Annotated in this window: 18 protein-coding genes; 6 read left to right on the top strand and 12 right to left on the bottom strand. The window is 61.7% G+C overall.

Features of this window, described 5'->3' with window-relative positions:
- Positions 1-37 precede the first annotated feature (37 nt).
- Genes BUS06_RS27000 through BUS06_RS26990 form a run of 3 tightly spaced genes read right to left on the bottom strand, consistent with a single transcriptional unit; the run spans position 38 to position 2,082 of the window.
- Positions 38-1,012 (bottom strand): TauD/TfdA family dioxygenase, encoded by a 975-nt coding sequence (locus BUS06_RS27000; RefSeq protein WP_083611616.1) that lies wholly within the window; start codon positions 1,010-1,012, stop codon positions 38-40.
- Complete coding sequence (locus BUS06_RS26995; protein ID WP_074267453.1) at positions 1,000-1,833, bottom strand: thioesterase II family protein; 834 nt, start codon at positions 1,831-1,833, stop codon at positions 1,000-1,002. The genes BUS06_RS27000 and BUS06_RS26995 overlap by 13 nt, the downstream gene beginning before the upstream one ends.
- A gap of 3 nt (positions 1,834-1,836) precedes the next feature.
- On the bottom strand, positions 1,837-2,082 hold the full coding sequence (locus tag BUS06_RS26990; RefSeq protein WP_074267452.1) for an MbtH family protein: 246 nt from the start codon (positions 2,080-2,082) through the stop codon (positions 1,837-1,839).
- 404 nt (positions 2,083-2,486) lie between these two features.
- Here BUS06_RS26990 and BUS06_RS26985 point away from each other — a divergent pair, with 404 nt between their 5' ends.
- Both BUS06_RS26985 and BUS06_RS26980 read left to right on the top strand, forming a co-directional pair.
- Complete coding sequence (locus BUS06_RS26985) at positions 2,487-3,140, top strand: nitroreductase family protein (RefSeq protein ID WP_074267451.1); 654 nt, start codon at positions 2,487-2,489, stop codon at positions 3,138-3,140.
- Positions 3,141-3,275: 135 nt separating this feature from the next.
- Positions 3,276-3,755, top strand: coding sequence for a hypothetical protein (locus BUS06_RS26980; RefSeq protein WP_074267450.1), 480 nt, complete (start codon positions 3,276-3,278; stop codon positions 3,753-3,755).
- 74 nt (positions 3,756-3,829) lie between these two features.
- Here BUS06_RS26980 and kdgD read toward each other — a convergent pair whose 3' ends face one another.
- The 5 genes from kdgD to BUS06_RS26955 form a co-directional block, all read right to left on the bottom strand.
- Positions 3,830-4,747, bottom strand: a complete 918-nt coding sequence (kdgD, locus tag BUS06_RS26975; protein WP_074267449.1) for a 5-dehydro-4-deoxyglucarate dehydratase — start codon at positions 4,745-4,747, stop codon at positions 3,830-3,832.
- Positions 4,748-4,828: 81 nt separating this feature from the next.
- Complete coding sequence (gudD, locus tag BUS06_RS26970) at positions 4,829-6,178, bottom strand: glucarate dehydratase (protein ID WP_074267448.1); 1,350 nt, start codon at positions 6,176-6,178, stop codon at positions 4,829-4,831.
- A 64-nt stretch (positions 6,179-6,242) separates the two neighbouring features.
- Complete coding sequence (locus tag BUS06_RS26965; RefSeq protein WP_074267447.1) at positions 6,243-7,577, bottom strand: MFS transporter; 1,335 nt, start codon at positions 7,575-7,577, stop codon at positions 6,243-6,245.
- A 348-nt stretch (positions 7,578-7,925) separates the two neighbouring features.
- On the bottom strand, positions 7,926-8,687 hold the full coding sequence (locus tag BUS06_RS26960) for a FadR/GntR family transcriptional regulator (RefSeq protein WP_074267446.1): 762 nt from the start codon (positions 8,685-8,687) through the stop codon (positions 7,926-7,928).
- Between the two features lie 258 nt (positions 8,688-8,945).
- On the bottom strand, positions 8,946-11,234 hold the full coding sequence (locus BUS06_RS26955; protein WP_074267445.1) for an NADP-dependent malic enzyme: 2,289 nt from the start codon (positions 11,232-11,234) through the stop codon (positions 8,946-8,948).
- Positions 11,235-11,370: 136 nt separating this feature from the next.
- On the opposite strand from BUS06_RS26955, the gene BUS06_RS26950 reads away from it, so the two are divergent.
- The gene (locus BUS06_RS26950; RefSeq protein WP_074267444.1) at positions 11,371-12,345 is read left to right on the top strand and encodes a LysR family transcriptional regulator; all 975 of its coding nucleotides are present in this window, start codon (positions 11,371-11,373) and stop codon (positions 12,343-12,345) included.
- Between the two features lie 58 nt (positions 12,346-12,403).
- Here BUS06_RS26950 and BUS06_RS26945 read toward each other — a convergent pair whose 3' ends face one another.
- The 4 genes from BUS06_RS26945 to BUS06_RS26930 form a co-directional block, all read right to left on the bottom strand.
- Entirely contained in the window at positions 12,404-13,207 is an 804-nt protein-coding gene (locus BUS06_RS26945; RefSeq protein WP_083611787.1) for a phytochelatin synthase family protein, read from the bottom strand.
- Between the two features lie 239 nt (positions 13,208-13,446).
- Entirely contained in the window at positions 13,447-14,331 is an 885-nt protein-coding gene (gene mmsB / locus BUS06_RS26940; protein WP_074267443.1) for a 3-hydroxyisobutyrate dehydrogenase, read from the bottom strand.
- Between the two features lie 45 nt (positions 14,332-14,376).
- Positions 14,377-15,903 carry a CoA-acylating methylmalonate-semialdehyde dehydrogenase gene (locus BUS06_RS26935; RefSeq protein WP_074267442.1) on the bottom strand — a complete coding sequence of 509 codons (1,527 nt, stop codon included), beginning with the start codon at positions 15,901-15,903 and terminating at the stop codon, positions 14,377-14,379.
- A 43-nt stretch (positions 15,904-15,946) separates the two neighbouring features.
- Positions 15,947-17,299 (bottom strand): MFS transporter, encoded by a 1,353-nt coding sequence (locus BUS06_RS26930; protein ID WP_074267441.1) that lies wholly within the window; start codon positions 17,297-17,299, stop codon positions 15,947-15,949.
- A gap of 224 nt (positions 17,300-17,523) precedes the next feature.
- Here BUS06_RS26930 and BUS06_RS26925 point away from each other — a divergent pair, with 224 nt between their 5' ends.
- From BUS06_RS26925 to BUS06_RS26915, 3 genes are all read left to right on the top strand, one after another.
- Positions 17,524-18,453, top strand: a complete 930-nt coding sequence (locus tag BUS06_RS26925) for a LysR family transcriptional regulator (RefSeq protein ID WP_074267440.1) — start codon at positions 17,524-17,526, stop codon at positions 18,451-18,453.
- A 56-nt stretch (positions 18,454-18,509) separates the two neighbouring features.
- The gene (locus BUS06_RS26920) at positions 18,510-18,902 is read left to right on the top strand and encodes a nuclear transport factor 2 family protein (protein ID WP_074267439.1); all 393 of its coding nucleotides are present in this window, start codon (positions 18,510-18,512) and stop codon (positions 18,900-18,902) included.
- 134 nt (positions 18,903-19,036) lie between these two features.
- Entirely contained in the window at positions 19,037-19,501 is a 465-nt protein-coding gene (locus tag BUS06_RS26915; RefSeq protein WP_074267438.1) for a hypothetical protein, read from the top strand.
- The last annotated feature ends 70 nt before the right edge of the window (positions 19,502-19,571 follow it).

Here is a 19,571-nt window from a genome sequence, read left to right as displayed (position 1 = left end):
GCGGAGCCAGGCGCGCTGCGGCCGAAGATCAGATCGTTTAGGCGGTCATCGCAACCAGCACGCGGCGCTTGCCGGCGAACGGCGCGCGGCCATGCGACATCAGAAGGTTGTCGAGGATCAGCGTGTCGGCGGCTTGCCAGTCGAACGAGAGCATGGTGTCGCGGTACACCGCGCGGATTTCGTCGAGCATCGCAGCGTCGATCGGCGTGCCGTCACCGAAGAAGGTGTTACGCGGCAGGCGGTCGTCATCGACGACTTCGAGCAACGCTTCCTGTACCGCGAGCGGCAGATTCGAAATATGAAACAGGTGCGCCTGGTTGAACCACACGGTCTCGCCCGTCACAGGATGACGCAGCTCCGACTGGCAAACCTGGCGCGTGCGCAGCGCCTCGCCATCGTCGAGCCATTCGTAGTCGATCCGGTTGGCGCGGCAGTACTGCTCGACCTCGTCTCGCTCTTCCGTGCCGAACACCTGCTGCCACGGCAGATCGAGACCGTTGCCGTAGTTACGCACGTACATCACCTGCTTGTCGGCGAACCGTCGGCGCAGCGCAGGGTCGAGCCGTTCGTAGACGCGGCGGCTGTCGGCGATCGGTGTCGCGCCACCCTGCTCCGCGGCGATGTCGCAGTAGAACCAGATCGACGCCGGCCAGCTGAGCGTGTAGGACTGCTCGTTATGTTGATCGATCCATTGATCGGCCGGATACTCGGTCGAGGAGTAGACGCCTTTTTCGATTTTGCTGCGAGGCGTCGAGCCGAATTCGTAGGTCAAGGTCGGTTGGCCAAAGCTTGTGACGAGACGGTCGAAACCCGACGCACCGAGCGCGTCGAAACCGCGCAGCAGCACGCCGCCGTAGATTGGCCTTGCACGCGCTACTAGAGTCTGCAACTGCGGCAGAAGTGCCTCGATATTTGTTGCGTCATTTGGGCTCAACGCCAGCACGCGGGTGCCGTTTCGCTCGATCACCTGTTCATTGAGCGCCGCGTCGATACCGCTGATCAGTGTGTCCATGCTTCGCCTTTCATCGCGACCGGCTTAGGTGCGGCCGGCTTAGGTGCGGCCGGCCGCGCAAGTGCATCCGCGAGAGACGTGGCGACGCACGCCATCACGGAATCGGGCGTGCCGTCGAGATAGAAATGACCGCCGTCGAAACGATGCAGCGTGCACGTCCCGCGAGTTTCGTCACGCCAGGCCGCGACGTCTTCAGCGCACGCAGTGGCGCGATCGTCACAGCCTGTGAAAACGCCGACTGGACAAACAAGCGGCTCGCGCACGGTGCTCTCCTCAGCCGTTGCAAGCGGCGCATAAGTGCCACACAGATGAAAGTCAGCCCGTAGCACCGGCAGCACGAAATCGATAAAGTCCCGATCGTCGAGCAATGCAGCAGGTGTGCCGCCGAGCTCGCGCAACCTCGCGACCATCGCCTCATGTGTGCAATTGAGCCAATGCGTCTCCCGGTTGCGGCGCGACGGTGCGACCGACGCCGAAGCGCCAAACCAGATCGGCTCGAGCCCATGACGCGCACGGAGCGCGTGGATCAGTTCGAAGCCGACGAGCGCGCCCATGCTGTGACCGAACACCGCGAACGGCACGTCGTCATCGAACTGTTCGGCGAGGTCGACTATCAGCATGTCGATCAGCGCCGGCCACTCGGTATGGGCTCGCAGCCTGCAACGTGAACCGTGCCCCGGCAACTCCAGAGGCATCACCTGCACGCCGTGTGGCAGACGCTGCGCCCAGCGGCGGTACAGCATCGCGCTTCCGCCCGCATGCGCAAGACAAACGAGGCGCACGGGCGGCAGCGCTGCAGGCACCGCGACGAATCCACTCATCGGTCAGGTCGCCGAACCCGCGCGCGCCGCGGTCTCTTTCGCCGCATCCTCCGCCATCGCCTTACGGAGGCTGAGCGGTCGCATATCGGTCCAGACCTCGTCGACCCATGCAAGGCATTCCGCCCGCTTGCCCGACTTGCCGGCCTGACGCCACCCTGCCGGAATCGCCTTGTAGTCCGGCCAGATCGAGTACTGCTCTTCGTCGTTGACCACTACGTGGAAGTTCGTGTCTTCATCGCCCCAGCTCATTGAACGCTCCGGTGTAGATTGTTGAGTACTTAAATACGTATCATTCCCATTTACGTCGACCATGCGGCGTTTGATGCTGCCTGGCACGGCCACCATGATCCAGTCAACGCGGCATCCTCTTCATCGGAAGAGAGCAGCGCCAACGAACTTCGCAAATGAGAATCATTTCTGTTTAGAGGCGTAAATTAGAGGGCACGCTACCCTTTGTCAAGCAATTTTGGCGGAGCTGAGACGCGCCCGGAGCTTGGCGAAACCGCGGTCAAGCCCGTCAATTGGCACATGCAGGCGAACTTCTGGCAGTTATCGCGCAACTCCGAGATCAATTTATCAAATGAGAATCATTTGCATTTGAGGTCAAACTGTGTCATCATAGGCGCCATCGAACACGTCAATTCTCTGCGCCCATGGACTCACTTCTCGCCGTTGAACCTCTCGATGTCACAACCGCCCCGGACCCGCAAGATCGCGCGGAAACCGTATTGCAAGCGCTACTGTCGCGCCAGTCGCACTGGCCGTTGACGAGTCCCGGTCCCGGCGACAAGGAACTGGCGTCAATTTTCGACGCCGCTTTGCGCGCACCGGATCACGGCAATCTGCGGCCGTGGCGCTTCGTGGTCGTGCGCGGTGCGGCGCGCGCCGCATTGGGTGAGGTGCTGGTCGATATCGCCTGCGCACGTTCACCGGGCGAGCCGCGCTCCGCGCATGCGCATCGCGCCCAGAAGGCGCAGGCCGCACCGGTGATCATCGCTCTAGGCGCCGCCGTGGATCCGAGTTCGACGGTGCCTGAGGTCGAGCAGTTACTCGCTGTCGGCGCGGCAACGATGAATATGCTCAACGCCATCCACGTGCTCGGCTACGGCGGGTTCTGGGCCACCGGCGCGGACTCGTACGAGCCTGCGATGCATTCGGCACTCGGCTTCGAGCCATCGGAACGGCTGCTTGGCTTCCTGTTCGTCGGCACGCCGCCCGCGAATCAACGTCCCGCTAAACGGCCTGCACGCGCCGCTTTCGTGCGCGAATGGACCGGTCCGTCGTCGCAACGAACATCGGCCAATTGAGCGGATGCGCGGCGCTTGGGCCCGACGGCCCAAACGCTACGCAACACACGATCCAGGCGAAGCGCTGTACGCCAACCCGGCCAGCGGCAGGCAGCATTGGGCGCAGCGCGTCTCCCATTTCCGGTTGGAGGTCCCATGTATTTTCATAGTCCATCCGCGCAGCCGTACACGCTGCTCGACGAATCGCTCGCGCAGCATCCCGACGTCGCGGAGCAGACGCTCCTCTCTGCACTTCGGACATGGATGCGTCCGCAGTGCGATTCCGTGCGCAAGAATGAGAGCTGGCGTGCCGTGCTATCCGAGGCCGGCCTGTCCGCCGACTGCATGACCTGTTTCAATCTGCTGATGCATGCGCTCACCGACCCGTCGTGCCGGCCGCTCGATACACGCTGCCGCTGCGCGAGCGAACTCGCCAAGGATGAAGCCGCTCTGCTGCAAGCCATCGCACTACTGCAGCGGATGCGCAGCGATGCAGCGGTCGAATTGCTCGACGGGTGGTTGCCACGGCCGGCCTTGGGTGTCGTACTGAAGCTTGGCCGCTGGTTTGCATTCTCGCTGCTCGAGGCGGGACTCGAGATCCCGGTGCGCGAGCGCCGCGTCACGTACATGCATTAATGGCATTGATGGCGCTTTGTGATGCCCTTCCTTCTGGTCACCACAAAGCGCTAAAGACCCGCAACGCCCAGCATTTACTGCGCGCCGAGCTTCTTGATCAGCACATCCAGTTGCGCCATCTCGTCAGCAGTCAAATCGGTGAGCGGAGCGCGCACCGGACCCGCGTCGCGGCCCACCAGTTTTGCACCCGCCTTCACGATGCTCACCGCGTAGCCCTGGCGGCGATTGCGAATCGCCAGATACGGCAGGAAAAACTCGTCGAGCAGCTTGCCGACCGTCACGTGATCGTCAGCGGCAATCGCCCGGTAAAACTGCATCGCCGTCTTCGGAATGAAGTTGAACACCGCCGACGAGTACACGGGAACACCCAGCGCCTTATAGGCAGCGGCGTAAACTTCCGCCGTCGGCAGGCCGCCGAGATACGAAAAGCGGTCGCCCAAACGGCGGCGAATCGTTACCATTGCTTCGATTTCGCCCACGCCGTCCTTGAAACCGATCAGGTTCGGACAACTATCGGCCAGACGTTCGAGCATGTCCGCATTGAGCTTCGAATTGGCGCGGTTATAGACGATCACGCCCATATTCTCCACTGACTTGCACACCTGCTCGACGTGCGCGGCAATACCTTCCTGCGACGCTTCGGTCAGATAGTGCGGCATCAGCAGCACGCCCTTTGCGCCCAGGCGCTCCGCTTCCTGCGCATATTCAATCGCCACGCGCGTCGGACCGCCGGCGCCAGCCAGAATCGGCACTTTGCCCTTGCAGGTTTCCGTGGCAGTGCGAATCACATTCGAGTAATCGTCCTTGGTCAACGAAAAGAATTCGCCGGTGCCGCCTGCAGCGAACAACGCCGTCGCGCCGTAAGGCGCGAGCCATTCGAGGCGCGCCGCGTAGGTGTCGGGGCGGAAATCGCCGTTCGCGTCGAAGTCAGTCACGGGAAAGGACAGCAGTCCTTCGGAAACAATCGCTTTGAGTTCTTGAGGGGTCGTCATGGTCGGATGAGGTTCAAGTTTTGGGTAAAAGTGAACGGCCGCGACGGCCGCTGTCGAGTTGAGATCGGGTTGAAGTCAGGCTCAGCGCACCAGGCACGGGCGCTTGTTGTCGAACTTCCAGTTCGGAATCAGGTACTGCATCGCGACGCCGTCGTCGCGTGCGCCCAGGCCGTGCTGCTGATATAGCGCGTGCGCCTTCTCCAGCGCATCCATATCGAGCTCGATGCCCAGACCCGCTGCTTCCGGAACCTTAACCTTGCCGCCGACGATCTGCAGCGGATCGCGCGTCAGGTGCTGACCGTCCTGCCAGATCCAGTGCGTGTCGATGGCGGTGATCTTGCCGGGGGCCGCCGCGGCGACGTGCGTGAACATCGCGAGCGAGATATCGAAGTGATTGTTCGAATGCGAGCCCCACGTCAGGCCCCAATCGTTGCACATCTGCGCGACGCGCACCGAGCCCTGCATGGTCCAGAAGTGCGGATCGGCAAGCGGGATGTCGACGGACTGCAACTGGATAGCATGGCCCATCTGACGCCAGTCGGTAGCAATCATGTTGGTCGCCGTCGGCAGACCGGTCGCGCGGCGGAATTCAGCCATCACCTCGCGGCCCGAATAACCGTTCTCCGCGCCGCAGGGATCTTCGGCATAGGCCAGTACATCGTGCTGGTCGCGGCACAGACGCACGGCTTCCGCCAACGACCACGCTCCGTTCGGATCGAGCGTGACGCGTGCATTCGGAAAACGCTCTGCCAGCGCGGTAACCGCTTCGATCTCAGCGTCGCCAGCCAATACGCCACCCTTGAGCTTGAAGTCATTGAAGCCGTAGCGTGCCTGGGCAGCCTCGGCCAGTCGCACCACGGCCTCCGGCGTCATCGCCTCTTCGGTGCGCACGCGCTCCCAGGCGTCGCGCCCCTCGGCGCCGCTCGCGTACGGCAGGTCGGTCTTCTTGCGATCGCCGATGTAGAACAGGTAACCGAGCATCTCAACCTCGTCGCGCTGCTGGCCTTCGCCGAGCAACGCGGCAACCGGCACGCCAAGATGTTGTCCGAGCAGATCGAGTAACGCTGCTTCGAGTGCGGTCACCGCATGAATCGTGGTGCGCAGGTCGAAGGTCTGCAAGCCGCGTCCGTCCGCGTCGCGGTCGGCAAACTGCGTGCGCGCCCGGTTCAGCACGGCCTGCAGGTTGCCGATCGACTGACCGACGACGAGCGGCCGCGCGTCGTCGATGGTCTTGCGGATGTTTTCGCCGCCCGGCACTTCGCCGACGCCGGTATTGCCTGCGCTATCGCGCAGAATCACGACGTTGCGGGTAAAGAACGGCCCATGCGCGCCGCTCAGGTTCAATAGCATGCTGTCACGGCCGGCAACCGGCACGACGCGCAACTCGGTGACGATCGGTGTGGCATTCGTCTGGATGGGTTTCGTAGACATTAAAGTAGGACCCTAGAAGTGATGGAGCCAACGGGCAGAGTGAGTTCAAGTACGGTTCAGATGCTTAGTTGGCCTTGCTATGCAGCGGCTGCACCAGGCCGTCGGTAGGCGGCGCGCGGCGATTGCGCGTCAGGAACGCCGCAGCAGCAGCGATGAGCGACGCGACACCCAGCCCATACAACCCACCGCTAATCGAACCGGTATGTTGCTGCAGATAGCCAAACGTCGCGGGCGCGAAAAATCCGCCGAGGTTGCCCACCGAATTGATCAGCGCGATCACGGCAGCGGCCACCCGCGCATCCAGATAGCCCTGCGGAATCGGCCAGAACAGCGACGAGGCAGCCTTGAAGCCGATCGCGGAGAAGCAGATTGCGACGAACGAGAACACCGGATCGGCAGAGGTCGAGGCGAACAATCCACACGCAGCAATCACCAACGCACCAGCCAGCCACGCTTGCTGAAAACGCCACCTGGCCGATAGCACGGCGAAACAGTACATGGCGACCATCGCGATGAGCCAGGGGATGGTGTTGAACATGCCAACCTGGAAATCCGAGAGTGCGCCCATCTTGCGAATGATGGTGGGCAACCAGAACGTGGCAGCGTAAATGGTCAATTGAATCGCGAAGTACAGGAAGCAGAACAGCGCGATTTGCGGGTCTTTCAGCAACTTCAAGGCTGGCAAGTGGGCGCCGCCGAGTGCGTCGCGCTCGGCCTGTTCTTTCGCAATGGACGTTTGCAGCACCCGCTGCTCTTCAGCCGTCAGCCAGGTAGCGTCACGGATATGCGATTTCAGCAGGACCCAGCTCACGCCACACAACACGATTGAAAACCCGCCTTCGATCAGAAACATCCACTGCCAGCTCTGCAGGCCAAGCCCGTGCACGGACAGCAAACTGCCGGTAATCGGACCAGACAGCACCGACGCGAGCGCCGAGCCCGAGAGAAACACCGCCACCGCCTTACCCCGCTCTTTCTGCGGCAGCCACTGTGTGAAGTAAAACACCACGCCCGGGAAAAAACCCGCCTCTGCAACACCGAGCAGAAAACGCAGCACGTAGAAAGAGGTGTCGTTCCAGACAAACGCCATCGCCCCGGCGACCAGACCCCACGTCCCCATGATGCGCGTGAGCCATGCGCGCGCCCCGTACTTTTGCATCAGGACGTTCGACGGTACTTCGAACAGCGCGTATCCGACGAAGAACAGGCCGCTGCCCAAACCGTAGGCCGCCGCACCGATCCCCAGATCCGCCTGCATGTGCGAATTGACGAAACCGATGTTCACGCGGTCGATGTAATTCGCGATGAACATGATCAGGAAGAGCGGCAGGATGTGCCGCTTCACCTTCGAAACCGCTGACTCGAGCGGGTCGATCGCCGCGGTGGGAACAGATGTCAAGGTTTGTCTCCTGGCTCCAGACGCAACGCGGGCTGATTTGCGACGAGCGCGGTCGCGCTCGCTTCCCAGCCCCGGCTATGTTGTCTGACGACAGTCTACTTTTTATAGAATTAAATTCCCATTAGGTGTTTACCCTTTGAGTCAGGCGCACAACCTTGATGGACAAGGGATTATTACTACCGCAAGTCCTTAAGATGAGGACTCTCGCAGCAAGACTCGATGCCTAAGTGACTGTTTTTTAGGCATAACATCGTTTGTTATACGATGACTGATATTGGAACCCTGAGCAGGGCAGATGCAACAAAAAAGCGGCCCGCAGGCCGCTTTCTGACTTCGCGCGGGCCTGTCTCAGGCCGTGCGCTCGACACCCTCTTCCGACGCGCCCACACTCAAGCGTCGCAGCCGTTCGCGGCTACTCGACAAATGCATCCGCATGGCCGCACGCGCACCCTCCGGGTCGCGCCGGGCAATGGCGTCGAGAATGCTCTCGTGCTCAACATTGACCCGCGCCATGTATGCGGCGGGATCGCTGTGGGCAAGACTCGGCGAATCGACACGATGCCGGGGAATCAAGGCGGTGCCCATCTGCGTGAGAATGTCCACGAAATAGCGGTTACCCGTAGCGCTCGCCACCGCGACGTGAAACCGCAGATCTGCGGCTGCGCTGTCACCGCCGGCGCGACTGGTGGCTCCGATAGCGTCCAGCGCGGCGCGAATATTAGCCAGGTCGCGCTCGCTCGCGCGCTGCGCGGCGAGCCCTGCACACTCGGTTTCGAGGCTGATACGCAGTTCCATGACCGATAACAGGTCCGCAAGCGTCGTGGCGGGCACCATCTCGAGACCCAACGGCTCACGGCGCGGCTCAAGCACAAAGCTGCCGATGCCATGACGCGTCTCGATCACCGCATTGGCCTGCAGTCGCGAGATAGCCTCGCGCACCACCGTCCGGCTGACGCCAAGCAGCGACATCAAGGTCGTCTCGGTGGGAAGCTTGTCGCCCGGCTTCAGCGTATGCGCCGCGACCTGTTCGTTGATGTAGTTCACCACCCGGTCAGCAAGACTTCCGCGCGCGCGCGCAGGCGGCGCAGTGAGGGCTGGGGACGCGGTCATCAAGGACCTCCTGTTGGTTTGCTGACCCGCTCATTATACGTTGTCCTACAACGCGGGACGGCTGATTTCAGCAATGGACGCAACCGGAGGGATTAGGCGCAAATCCTTGTCGGACGGTGCAGAGGAGCGGATTTGCCGGAGACTTGAAGCAGCGTTATCGACGACGTCAGATGACCATCGATAACGCGCGTTGAGCGCTGGGTCCGGGACGCCGCGCACACCTCACACAGAAGCCCCCGAATCCCGCGACACCCAGCCTCAAACTTCCCGGTTCGCGTCGATCACCGTCAACGCCGCCATATTGATGATCCGGCGCACCGTCGAGCTCGACGTCAGCACATGCACCGGCGCATTGGCGCCCAACAGGAAGGGCCCCACCGCCACATTGCTGCCTGCCGCAGTCTTCAACAGGTTGTAGGCGATGTTCCCCGAGTCCACGTTCGGGCACACCAGCAGGTTCGCCGCGCCCTTCAGGCGCGACATCGGCAGGATGCGTGAGCGCAGCGCTTCGTCGAGCGCGCAATCGCCGTGCATTTCACCGTCGACTTCCAGCGTCGGCGCCTGCTGCGTCACCAGTTCGAGCGCACGCCGCATCTTCGCGCCAGACGCAGAACTGCCCGAGCCGAAGTTCGAGCGCGACAACAACGCCACCTTCGGTACCAGATTCAACCCAGCCATGCTCTTCGCAGCGGCAATCGTGAATTCGGCAATCTGCTCGGCGGTCGGGTCGTCGTTGACGTGCGTATCGACCAGCGCGATGGTGCGATCGTCGAGCAGCAGAATATTCATCGCCGCATAGGTCTGCGCTCCGGCCTTCTTGCCGATCACCTGATCCACGAAACGCAGATGGTCGTGGTACGCGCCAACCGTCCCGCACACCATGCCGTCGGCGTCGCCGAGCTTCACCATCATCGCGCCGATCAGCGTCAAACGGCGGCGCATTTCCACGCGCGCCATTTCCTTGGTGATGCCATCGCGGCACATCAATTCCCAGTACGTCGTCCAGTATTGATGGAATCGTTCGTCATACTCAGGATTTGTCACTTCGACGTCCTGACCGAGGCGCAGACGCAGGCCGTACTTTTCGATCCGCGCCATCAGCACTTCAGGACGGCCGACCAGAATCGGACGCGCGAGCTTTTCATCGACGATTACCTGGACCGCACGCAGCACGCGCTCTTCCTCACCTTCGGTAAACACAATGCGCGACTTGCCGCCTTCACGGACGATCTGCCGCGCCGCTGCGAACAGCGGCTTCATGAAGGCGCCCGAGCGGTAGACGAACTGCTGCAGTTGCTCCGTGTACGCATCCAGATCCTGCAACGGACGCGTGGCAACGCCACTGTCCATCGCGGCCTTCGCAACAGCCGGCGCGATACGCACGATCAGGCGCGGATCGAACGGCTTCGGGATGATGTATTCAGGACCGAAGTCGACGCCATATGCCCCGTACGCAGCGGCGACCACTTCGTTCTGCTCTTCCTCGGCGAGCGCGGCAATCGCGTAGACGGCCGCCTTTTCCATTTCCGGCGTGATGGTGGTCGCGCCCACGTCCAGCGCCCCGCGGAAAATATAGGGGAAACACAGGACGTTGTTGACCTGGTTCGGATAATCGGAGCGACCCGTCGCGATGACCGCGTCGTCGCGCACGGCCTTCACTTCGGCCGGTGAGATTTCCGGCGTGGGATTGGCCAAGGCGAGAATCAGCGGGCGCGCCGCCATGCGTTTCACCATCTCGGGCTTAAGCACGCCGCCGGCGGACAGTCCGAGAAACACGTCGGCACCCTCGATGACTTCGGCCAGCGTACGGGCCGAGGTGTCCTTCGCGAAGCGCGCCTTCTGCGGGTCCATCAACGTGGTGCGGCCTTCGTACACCACGCCTTCGATGTCCGTTGCCCAGACGTTCTCGATAGGCAAGCCGAGGTCCACCATCAGTTCGAGGCAAGCCAGCGCTGCCGCGCCTGCGCCGGATGTGACGACCTTGACCTCCTTGATGCTCTTGCCCACCACCTTCAGACCATTGATAAAGGCCGCGGATACGGTGATGGCGGTGCCATGCTGATCGTCGTGGAAGACCGGAATCTTCATCCGCTCGCGCAGTTTGCGCTCTACGGTGAAGCATTCCGGTGCCTTGATGTCCTCGAGGTTGATACCGCCGAAGGTCGCTTCCAGGCCCGCGATGATATCGACCAGTTTGTCGGGATCGGTCTCGTTGATCTCGATGTCGAACACGTCGATGCCGGCAAACTTCTTGAACAGCACCGCCTTGCCTTCCATCACCGGCTTCGAGGCCAGCGCGCCGATATTGCCCAGTCCCAGCACGGCGGTGCCATTCGTGATGACGCCGACCAGATTTCCACGGCCGGTAAAGCGGAACGCGTTGAGCGGATCGGCGGCGATCTCTTCGCACGCTGCGGCCACGCCCGGCGTGTACGCCAAGGCAAGGTCGCGCTGCGTCACGAGCGGCTTGGTGGCGGTAACCGCCGTTTTTCCCGGAACCGGGAATTCGTGATAGTCGAGAGCGGCCTGGCGATCCGTCGTGTTCATTCTTGTTGAGCCCTATGGTTGGGCGCCTTGCGCGGCGCAAATCAAAAGTGATGGGCTCATTCTAGGCACGCGCCATAAGGATAATATTTAGAGTTAATATGCCCCCATCATATTTTTCTAATGGCTAGCGGCTTTTATGGCGGCATTCGATCCCAACGCGGTGGTCCGCAAGCTGTCATCGCGCCTAAAAATGCGGCACCTCACCTTGCTGCTGCAAATCCAGCAACACGGCTCTCTGACGCGCGCTGCCGAGCGCATGGCAAGCAGCCAGCCCGCAGTCACCAATATGCTGGCGGAACTGGAGGACATGTTCGGGGCGCCGCTGTTCGACCGCTCCGCGCGCGGCATGGCGCCGACGGCGTTGGGCAAGGTGGTCCTGGCGCGAGCGCGGGCCATGACCGAGGATCTCGATCATCTCGTCAGGGAAATGGAGTCGGTGGCGTCGGGGCATGCGGCGCATCTGCATATCGGCGTGATCCCGTTCATCCCGGGCCAGATGGTGTCGACGGCGATTCAGCGTACTCGCCCCGAAGGCAACCGGCGTCTGACCGTTACAATTCACGAGGGTACGAGCGAGCAGTTGCTCGCCCAGTTGCGCGACCATACCGTCGACATCGTGCTCGGCCGTGCATCCGCCTCGCTCGATTTGCAGCAGGTCAGCGTCGAGGTGTTATATCGTCAGCCGCCGCGGTTGATCGCGAGCCGCCGCCTCGCGGCGCACCTCGCACGCGGACAGATCGACTGGCAGAAACTCGCGGAACTGGACTGGATTCTCGGCGCCCCGAACACGCCGATGCGCGAACAGGTCGCCGATATCTTCCTCGGCGCGGGTCTGACGCCGCCGACGCCGATCGTCGAGAGCTATTCGTCCAAGCTGATTGGCGAGATGATCGTCGCCGGCGAGCAATCGGTGTCCATCGTCCCCGCGGATATCGCCGAGGAGCTGGTGCGCATTGCCGGTGTCGCGATCGTGCCTTACTCGTTCGAATGGACGTTGTCGCCGATCGCGCTGTTCACGCGTTTGAACGAACCTGAGAGGATGTCCAATCGACTGTTCGCAGAGTCACTCCGTCAGGTCTGCCAGGAAATTTATAAACGAGTCGCTTCTTGAGAAAACCTTACGTCGTCATCTTGCGCGATGGGCAATTGGGGGGATCTTTTGCACGCCATTAATTCGCCCGCTTGCTCACGATCACCACGCCGCGTGAAATCCCGCTAACGTTATCAACCGATTGCGAGGCTGCGTACAGTTGCGCTATTGGAACCCAAACGGCGGGGTACTTGTACCGCGCAACGTCGAGAAGCAGCGCGCTATCTGTGTCTGCGTCATATGCCGCAAGCGGCGACCAATGGCCCCCGCCCGTCTCGCCGATCTCCGGACGCCTGAAATTCAGCAGCGCAAAGCGGTCGGATTGCGCCGTGGTATCGCGAATCAGATCGCGAAACTGCGCGAGCGTCAGGTCGCTGGAATGGAATTTCTTCACGTCCACCGGGAATTCGCTCAAGACCGAACTGAGCTGGTCAAGCGTCATGCCCTCTCTCGATACCCGCGCCGCGTTGGCGACCTGCGGATCGACGCTACGGAAAAAGTCCTCTTGCGAAAAGTACGGGAAGTCGGGGTATTGCGTCGACTCCGGACGCTTGATGCCCAACGCATTCAGTGTCATGACGGAACTCGCCACTGAACAGTAGGCCTCGTTCCTCTGCGTTTCGAAGTACTGGGAGAGCGGCCAATACGACTGTTTGTCCACGCTGGACAGGAGCCGTTTCTGTCCTTCGGGCTGCATCAAGGCGACGAGATTCGGCGGGACGGGTAAGGGACCGTCGGCGGAATGGATCGCCGGCGGCGGAGCGGATTGAGCTTCCGCAGATGGCGAAGCCGCACAGCCCGACAACGAAAAAGCAACACCAGCGGCTATCAGCACGCCGAGGCTCTTGAATCGACCGGAGCACAGAAATGAATTAGTGGGCATCGAATCCTTCTCACGCAGATGATTGCGGGCGATAACTGCCAGGCCGCTATGCATGCACCCGATAAGCGACTTCGTTTTTTAACACGAAACAAAGCCGCGCGTGAGAATGGTGCCCGCGCCGGCCGGATGAACGTCCGGGGCGGCGCGAGGCACTCAGGTTCGTTGGGAAGACTGCAGACCATTACGATCGATCGGCGCCGCTGACGAGCGCCGATCGATCGCTTCCAGGCTGACTGTAATCAATCCGCCTTATACAGCTTGATGACGGCCGAAAAGTCCAGACGCCCCGCGCCTTTGGTGCTCATCGTCTGATACAACTGCTGCGCCAGCGCGCCGAGATAGACGGGCTGACGCACCTGCTTCGCCGCATCCGTAGCGAGACCGAGATCCTTCAGCATCAGATCCGTGCCGAAGCCGCCGGTGTAGCCCCGCGATGAAGGCGCCGTTTCGATCACACCAGGGAACGGATTGTACGTATCCGAACTCCAGCAGCGTCCCGTAGACGTATTGATGATCGCCCCCAGCACCTTCGGATCGATACCGAGCGCTGCGCCCAGCGACATCGCTTCCGCAACGCCGGCCATCGTGATACCGAGCACCAGGTTATTGCAGATCTTCGCGACCTGCCCCGTGCCAGTGTCCCCGCAATGGACGATGTTCTTGCCCATTCCCGAAAGCACCGGCTTGACCTGCTCATAGACGGCACCGCTGCCGCCCACCATAAACGTCAACGTACCCGCCGCCGCGCCGCCCGTACCACCCGACACAGGCGCATCCACGAACGTGTTGCCGTGCTGGGCCGCGAGTTCTGCGAACGCCTTGACGCTCGCCGGATCGATCGTGCTCGAATCGATGATCGTCACGCCGCGCGCAATCCCTGCCAGCACGCCGTTCTCCGCCGTCAGCACACTGCGCACGTGGGCGGCCGCCGGCAGCATCGTGATGACGCATTCGACATCCGTCACCGCAGCCTTCGGCGAAGCCGCTGCTTTCGCCCCCGCATCGACCAATGCCTGTACCGCCTGCGCACTTAAGTCGAACACGTTCACCGTATGGCCAGCTTTCAGCAGGTTCTGCGCCATCGGCGCACCCATATTGCCGAGTCCGATAAAACCGATCTTCATGATTGCGTCTCCACTTCGTGATCCATAGGTCTCGGCGCTAAACGACTAGCGCAGGCTGATCGTCGTATTGACGCCGTCGTTGACGGTTGCGTCGTCGAACCAGCGCGCCGTCACTGTCTTGGTCTGCGTGTAAAACTGCACGACCTGCTTGCCGTACGGCCCGAGATCGCCCAGCTTCGAACCGCGCGAACCCGTGAAACTGAAAAACGGCACTGGCACCGGAATCGGAATGTTGATCCCCACCTGCCCCACGTCGATGTCGCTCTGGAATTTGCGTGCCGCAGCGCCGCTTTGCGTGAAAAGCCCCACGCCGTTGCCCATCGGATTGCGGTTGACGAGTGCAATCGCTTCATCGAGCGTCGGCACGCTCAGCACCACCAGCACCGGCCCGAAAATTTCGGTGCGATAGATTTCCATTTCGGTTGTCACGTCGGTGAAAATCGTCGGGCCGATAAAGTTGCCTTCTTCGTAGCCCGCCACCTTGACGTCGCGGCCGTCCAGCGCAAGCGTTGCGCCCTCTTTCACACCCGCTTCGATCAAGCCAAGGATACGCTGCTTCGCGGCGCGTGAGACCACCGGACCGATGTCCGTGCCAGCCTCGTTGCCTGCATTGACCTTCAACGTCTTCGCTTTCTCAACCAGATCCGGCAACCACTGCTGCGACGCGCCCACCAGCACCACCACCGAGGTCGCCATGCAGCGCTGGCCCGCTGCGCCGAAGCCGGCGCCCGCAAGCGCATTCAAGGTCTGCTCGCGGTTCGCATCCGGCAGCACCACTGCATGATTCTTCGCACCCATCATCGACTGCACGCGCTTGCCGTGTTCGCTGCCGAGGCGATACACATGCGTCCCCACCGCCGTCGAGCCGACGAATGAAATCGCCTTCACCAGTTCATGCGTGCACAGCGCATCCACGACTTCCTTGCCGCCATGCACGACATTCAGCACGCCCTTAGGCACGCCGGCTTCGATCGCCAGTTCGACCAGTTGCATCGTCGAGAGCGGATCCTGCTCCGACGGCTTCAGCACGAAAGTGTTGCCGCAGACAATCGCCATCGGGAACATCCACAACGGAATCATGGCGGGGAAGTTGAACGGCGTGATGCCGGCGCACACGCCGATCGGTTGACGTAACGTGTACGTATCGACGCTGCCCGCAACGTTCTCAGCGAACTCGCCCTGCTGCAACGTGCCGATCGAGCACGCATGTTCGACCACTTCAAGTCCGCGGAAGATATCGCCTTCCGCATCGGGAATCGTCTTGCCCTGTTCGGCTGACAGCGTCTTTGCAATGCGCGGCATGTGTTCACGGACGAGCGCCTGATACTTCAGCATGATGCGCATCCGTGCGCCGATCGGCGTGTTCTTCCACGTGGCGAACGCGGCGTGCGCAGAACGAATGGCCTGATCGACTTCAGCGGCGGTTGCAAACGGCACACGTGCGAGCACTTCCTGGGTCGCCGGATTGACGATATCGCGCCATTCGCGCGTGCCCGATTCGACGAACTCGCCGTTGATCAGCAGTTTCACCGTACTGACATTTGCGTTGGACGCCTGAGTAACAGCATTCATGATCGACTCTCTTGGTTAGGTTCGGATAGCTAAGTTCAGTGGTTTATTGGTGGGCAAGCGATGGGCTTTCGGCCGGCTGAGACTCGTCAGCATGCGGTCGCATCAACACCGTGCAGAACAACGCGACAATGCCCATTGCCACCATATAAGCGACCACGTATTTCGGACGGCCGGCACCCAAGGCAAGCAGCGCGGTAGCGATGATCGGCGCGATACCGCCGCCGATCACGCCGGCAATCTGCACGGACAACGAGATGCCGCTATAGCGAATCTCAGCCGGAAACTGCGAGGCGAACAATTGCGACTCGGGGGCGTACAGAATCGGAAATACGACGCCCACGCCAAGCACCATCGCCCACCACACGGTGACCGGATCGCGCGTGCCGAGCATTGCAAAGAACGGCGCAGCGAACAGGCACATGATGACGAGGCCGATCAGGAACAGACGCCGTTGGCCGATGCGATCGCTGAGGTGGCCGCAAAACGGCATCGTGACCAGCGACAGCACGGCGCCAGCGGTGATCGCATGCAGGATGGAGGCCTTGGGAATCTTCAACTGATTGGCGGCATAAGCGAGCGCAAAAGCAACGACCAGATAGAACCAGGTGTTTTCCGCAGCCCGTGCGCCGATGATGATGAGCAGTTCGCGCGGATGCCGGCGCATGGCCTCGAGGATCGGCGCCTTGACCGGCTCGCCCTGCGCTTTCACCCGTTCGAAGTCGGGCGATTCAGGCACGCGTACCCGGATCACCCAGCCGATCACGACCAGCGCGATGCTGGCAAGAAACGGAACGCGCCAGCCCCATGCAAGCAGATCGGCTTCCGGCAGTGCGGTGACAGCGGCCATCGCCAGCGAAGAGAGAATCAGCCCGAAGCCCACGCCAGTTTGCGGCAGGCTGCCGAAGAAACCCTTGCGGCCAGGCGGCGCGTGCTCCACCGCCATCAGAACAGCGCCGCCCCATTCACCGCCGACAGCCATCCCCTGCAGAAAGCGCATCGCCACCAGCAGCGCCGCGGCCCAGTAACCGATGCTCTGATAAGAAGGAATCAGGCCGATCACCATGCTCGGAATGCCCATCATCAGCAGCGTGACCAGCAGCATCGCCTTGCGGCCGATGCGGTCGCCGAAGTGGCCAAACACGATGCCGCCCATCGGACGCCCGATAAAGCCAACGCCGTACGTTGCGAACGCGGCAAGCGTGCCGAGAATCGGGTCGAGCGTCGGAAAGAAGATCTTGTTGAATACCAGCGCGGCGGCCGTGCCGTAGAGGAAGAAGTCGTACCACTCGATCGTGGTGCCGGCCATGCTGGCCCAACCGGCGATCAGGTAATCCCGGGCGCGCCTGGGAACCGGTGCGGCAACTGCCGCCCGGTCGGGGGTCGATTGCATCTGCATCCTGTTTGTCTCCGATATCTTTATAGGCTCGCCAGTCGCGCGGATGACGCAGGCGTCCATGCCGTGGTTGTTCCAGCGGCTTGCATCCGAGTATAGTTATTCGAATATCCACGGCATAGAGATGAAAAAGCCCATCTGATATGCAAAAAAACACAACGCAAGCCAGCTGGCATGGGCTCGGAGTAGCGCATTGAAGCGCTAACTCCGAATCGACGGGAGACTAGATGCAAAGCGTGAACTGGGATGATCTGCGCTACTTCCTCGAGGTCGCGCGGACCCAACGGGCCAGCGGTGCGGCAAAGCGGCTGGGCGTCGACCACACCACCGTGGCACGCCGGGTGAGAGAACTGGAGGCGTCGCTGGGCACCGTGTTGTTCGATAAATCGCGGGCGGACGGCTTCGTGCTGACAGCCGACGGCCAACGCCTGCTCGCCTACGCCGACGCCGTGGAAACCACGGTGCAATCCGCCGCCGAGCAGTTCACGGGTGGTGCGCACTCGCTGTCGGGGCACGTGCGGGTCGGCTCCACCGAGGGCTTCGGATGCTTTTTTCTCGCGCCGCAGCTGGCGCGCTTCGCGGGTAAACATCCGGATATTTCGATCGACCTGCTACCCGTTCCGCATTTCGTCAGCCTGTCCAAACGCGAGGCGGATCTCGCCATCATGCTGGAGCGGCCCGAGCGCGGCCAATACGTCTATACCAAACTGTGCGACTACCGGCTCAAGCTGTATGGCACGCGCGAGTATCTGGATCGTCATGCGCCGGTGAACACCGTTGCCGATTTGCGCGACCACGCCTTTATCAGCTACGTCGGCGAACTCGCCTTCAGCCGCGAACTGCTCTATCTCGACCGGACCATCCCTAACGCCGCGGCCAATCTATGCAGCACGAGTGTGATCGCCCAGTATCATGCTGCGCTGCAAGGCAACGCGCTCGCGATCCTCCCATGCTTTATGGCGGAGCCGAATCCCCTGCTCGAAGCCGTCTTGCCGCATGAAGTCGTCGTGACACGGCATTTCTGGCTCTGCTGCCGGGAGGACCTGCGCAAGCTGCGACGCATCACTTCGTTGTGGGACTATCTGCGCGCTGCGGCCGATGCCAACCGGGAACTGCTAATGGGGGAATCGGCTGACATGCTGTATGTGGAAGCCTAAGGGTCGCGCCGATGCCGCGCTCGTACCCGCAGACTCTGATAACTAACACCACGCCTATGACCGATTCTTTCGCAGCAACGTCACACGTTGTTCACGAGTTCTGGCGGCTCATGGCCACCAACGATTTTCACGCCACTGCTTCGGTGCTGGCAGCGGAGTTTGTCCTCGAGTGGCCGCAGTCCAATGAACGAATCAGAGGCGCGACGAATTTCGCGCTGCTCAATACGGACTACCCGGCCCACGGGCCATGGACGTTCACGATCAACCGCATCGTGGCCGGCGAGCGGGACGCGGTGTCGGACGTGTCGATAACCGACGGAGTGCTGCGAGCCCGGGCCATCTCGTTCTTTACGATTGCGGACGGCAAAATCGCGCGGATGGTCGAGTTCTGGCCGGAGCCCTACGAAGCACCGTTTGACCGCAAGAAATATGTCGAACCGCTTATCTGAGCGGCTGCATGGGACCGAGCGTTGGAACCGCCGCCACCGCCGGCAGATCGCGCAGGCGAACCATGACGCAGAAGAGGCTTAAGCTTTTGGCGGAGAGGCCGTTATTGCAACTGCCACCTTCTAACGACCCGCTCATGGCCAAGACAATTCCGTTTTCCGGCAACACCCAGGCAGCCCGCGCGCGGGCAGCAAAGGCCATGCTGTTGCCACTTCCGAGGGACACCGCGGATGAACTCGCCCTCCAGGTCCACCTGGCGCTCGACAGCCTGCGGCGTGGGGACGGGAACGTCGAAGCGGCCCAGACGGTGACGCAGGCGATGTTGCTCGTCGCCTTCATCGTCGAAGCAGGTTACGGCAAGCTGACACCCGAAGCGCTGCGGACGGCAGATGCTTTGAGCGCCGCCTGCTTCGAGCGCGGTCGCGCCAGCGGCGAATGGATGCTCGATCGGGCCGGCTACGACATCTTCGCGTCGATTGTGACGATTTACGACCAGCAATTGCAGAAAGCCCCTTTATGGGCGATTACCGAAGCCAGCGACCGGCTGACCCGGTTCAAAGCCGGCGAACCGTATCAGGCAGTGCAGCGGAAACGCGCGTAAGCACAGAGTGTTTCATTACCGAAACTTACATCAGACACCCCTCGTAATGATCCGTAAGCCTTCGGGCTCG

It is taken from the genome of Paraburkholderia phenazinium, from assembly GCF_900141745.1.
Taxonomy (GTDB): Bacteria; Pseudomonadota; Gammaproteobacteria; order Burkholderiales; family Burkholderiaceae; genus Paraburkholderia; species Paraburkholderia phenazinium_B.
The sequence above is the reverse complement of the archived record's forward strand: the minus strand, read 5'-3'. Positions and strand labels throughout refer to the sequence as shown.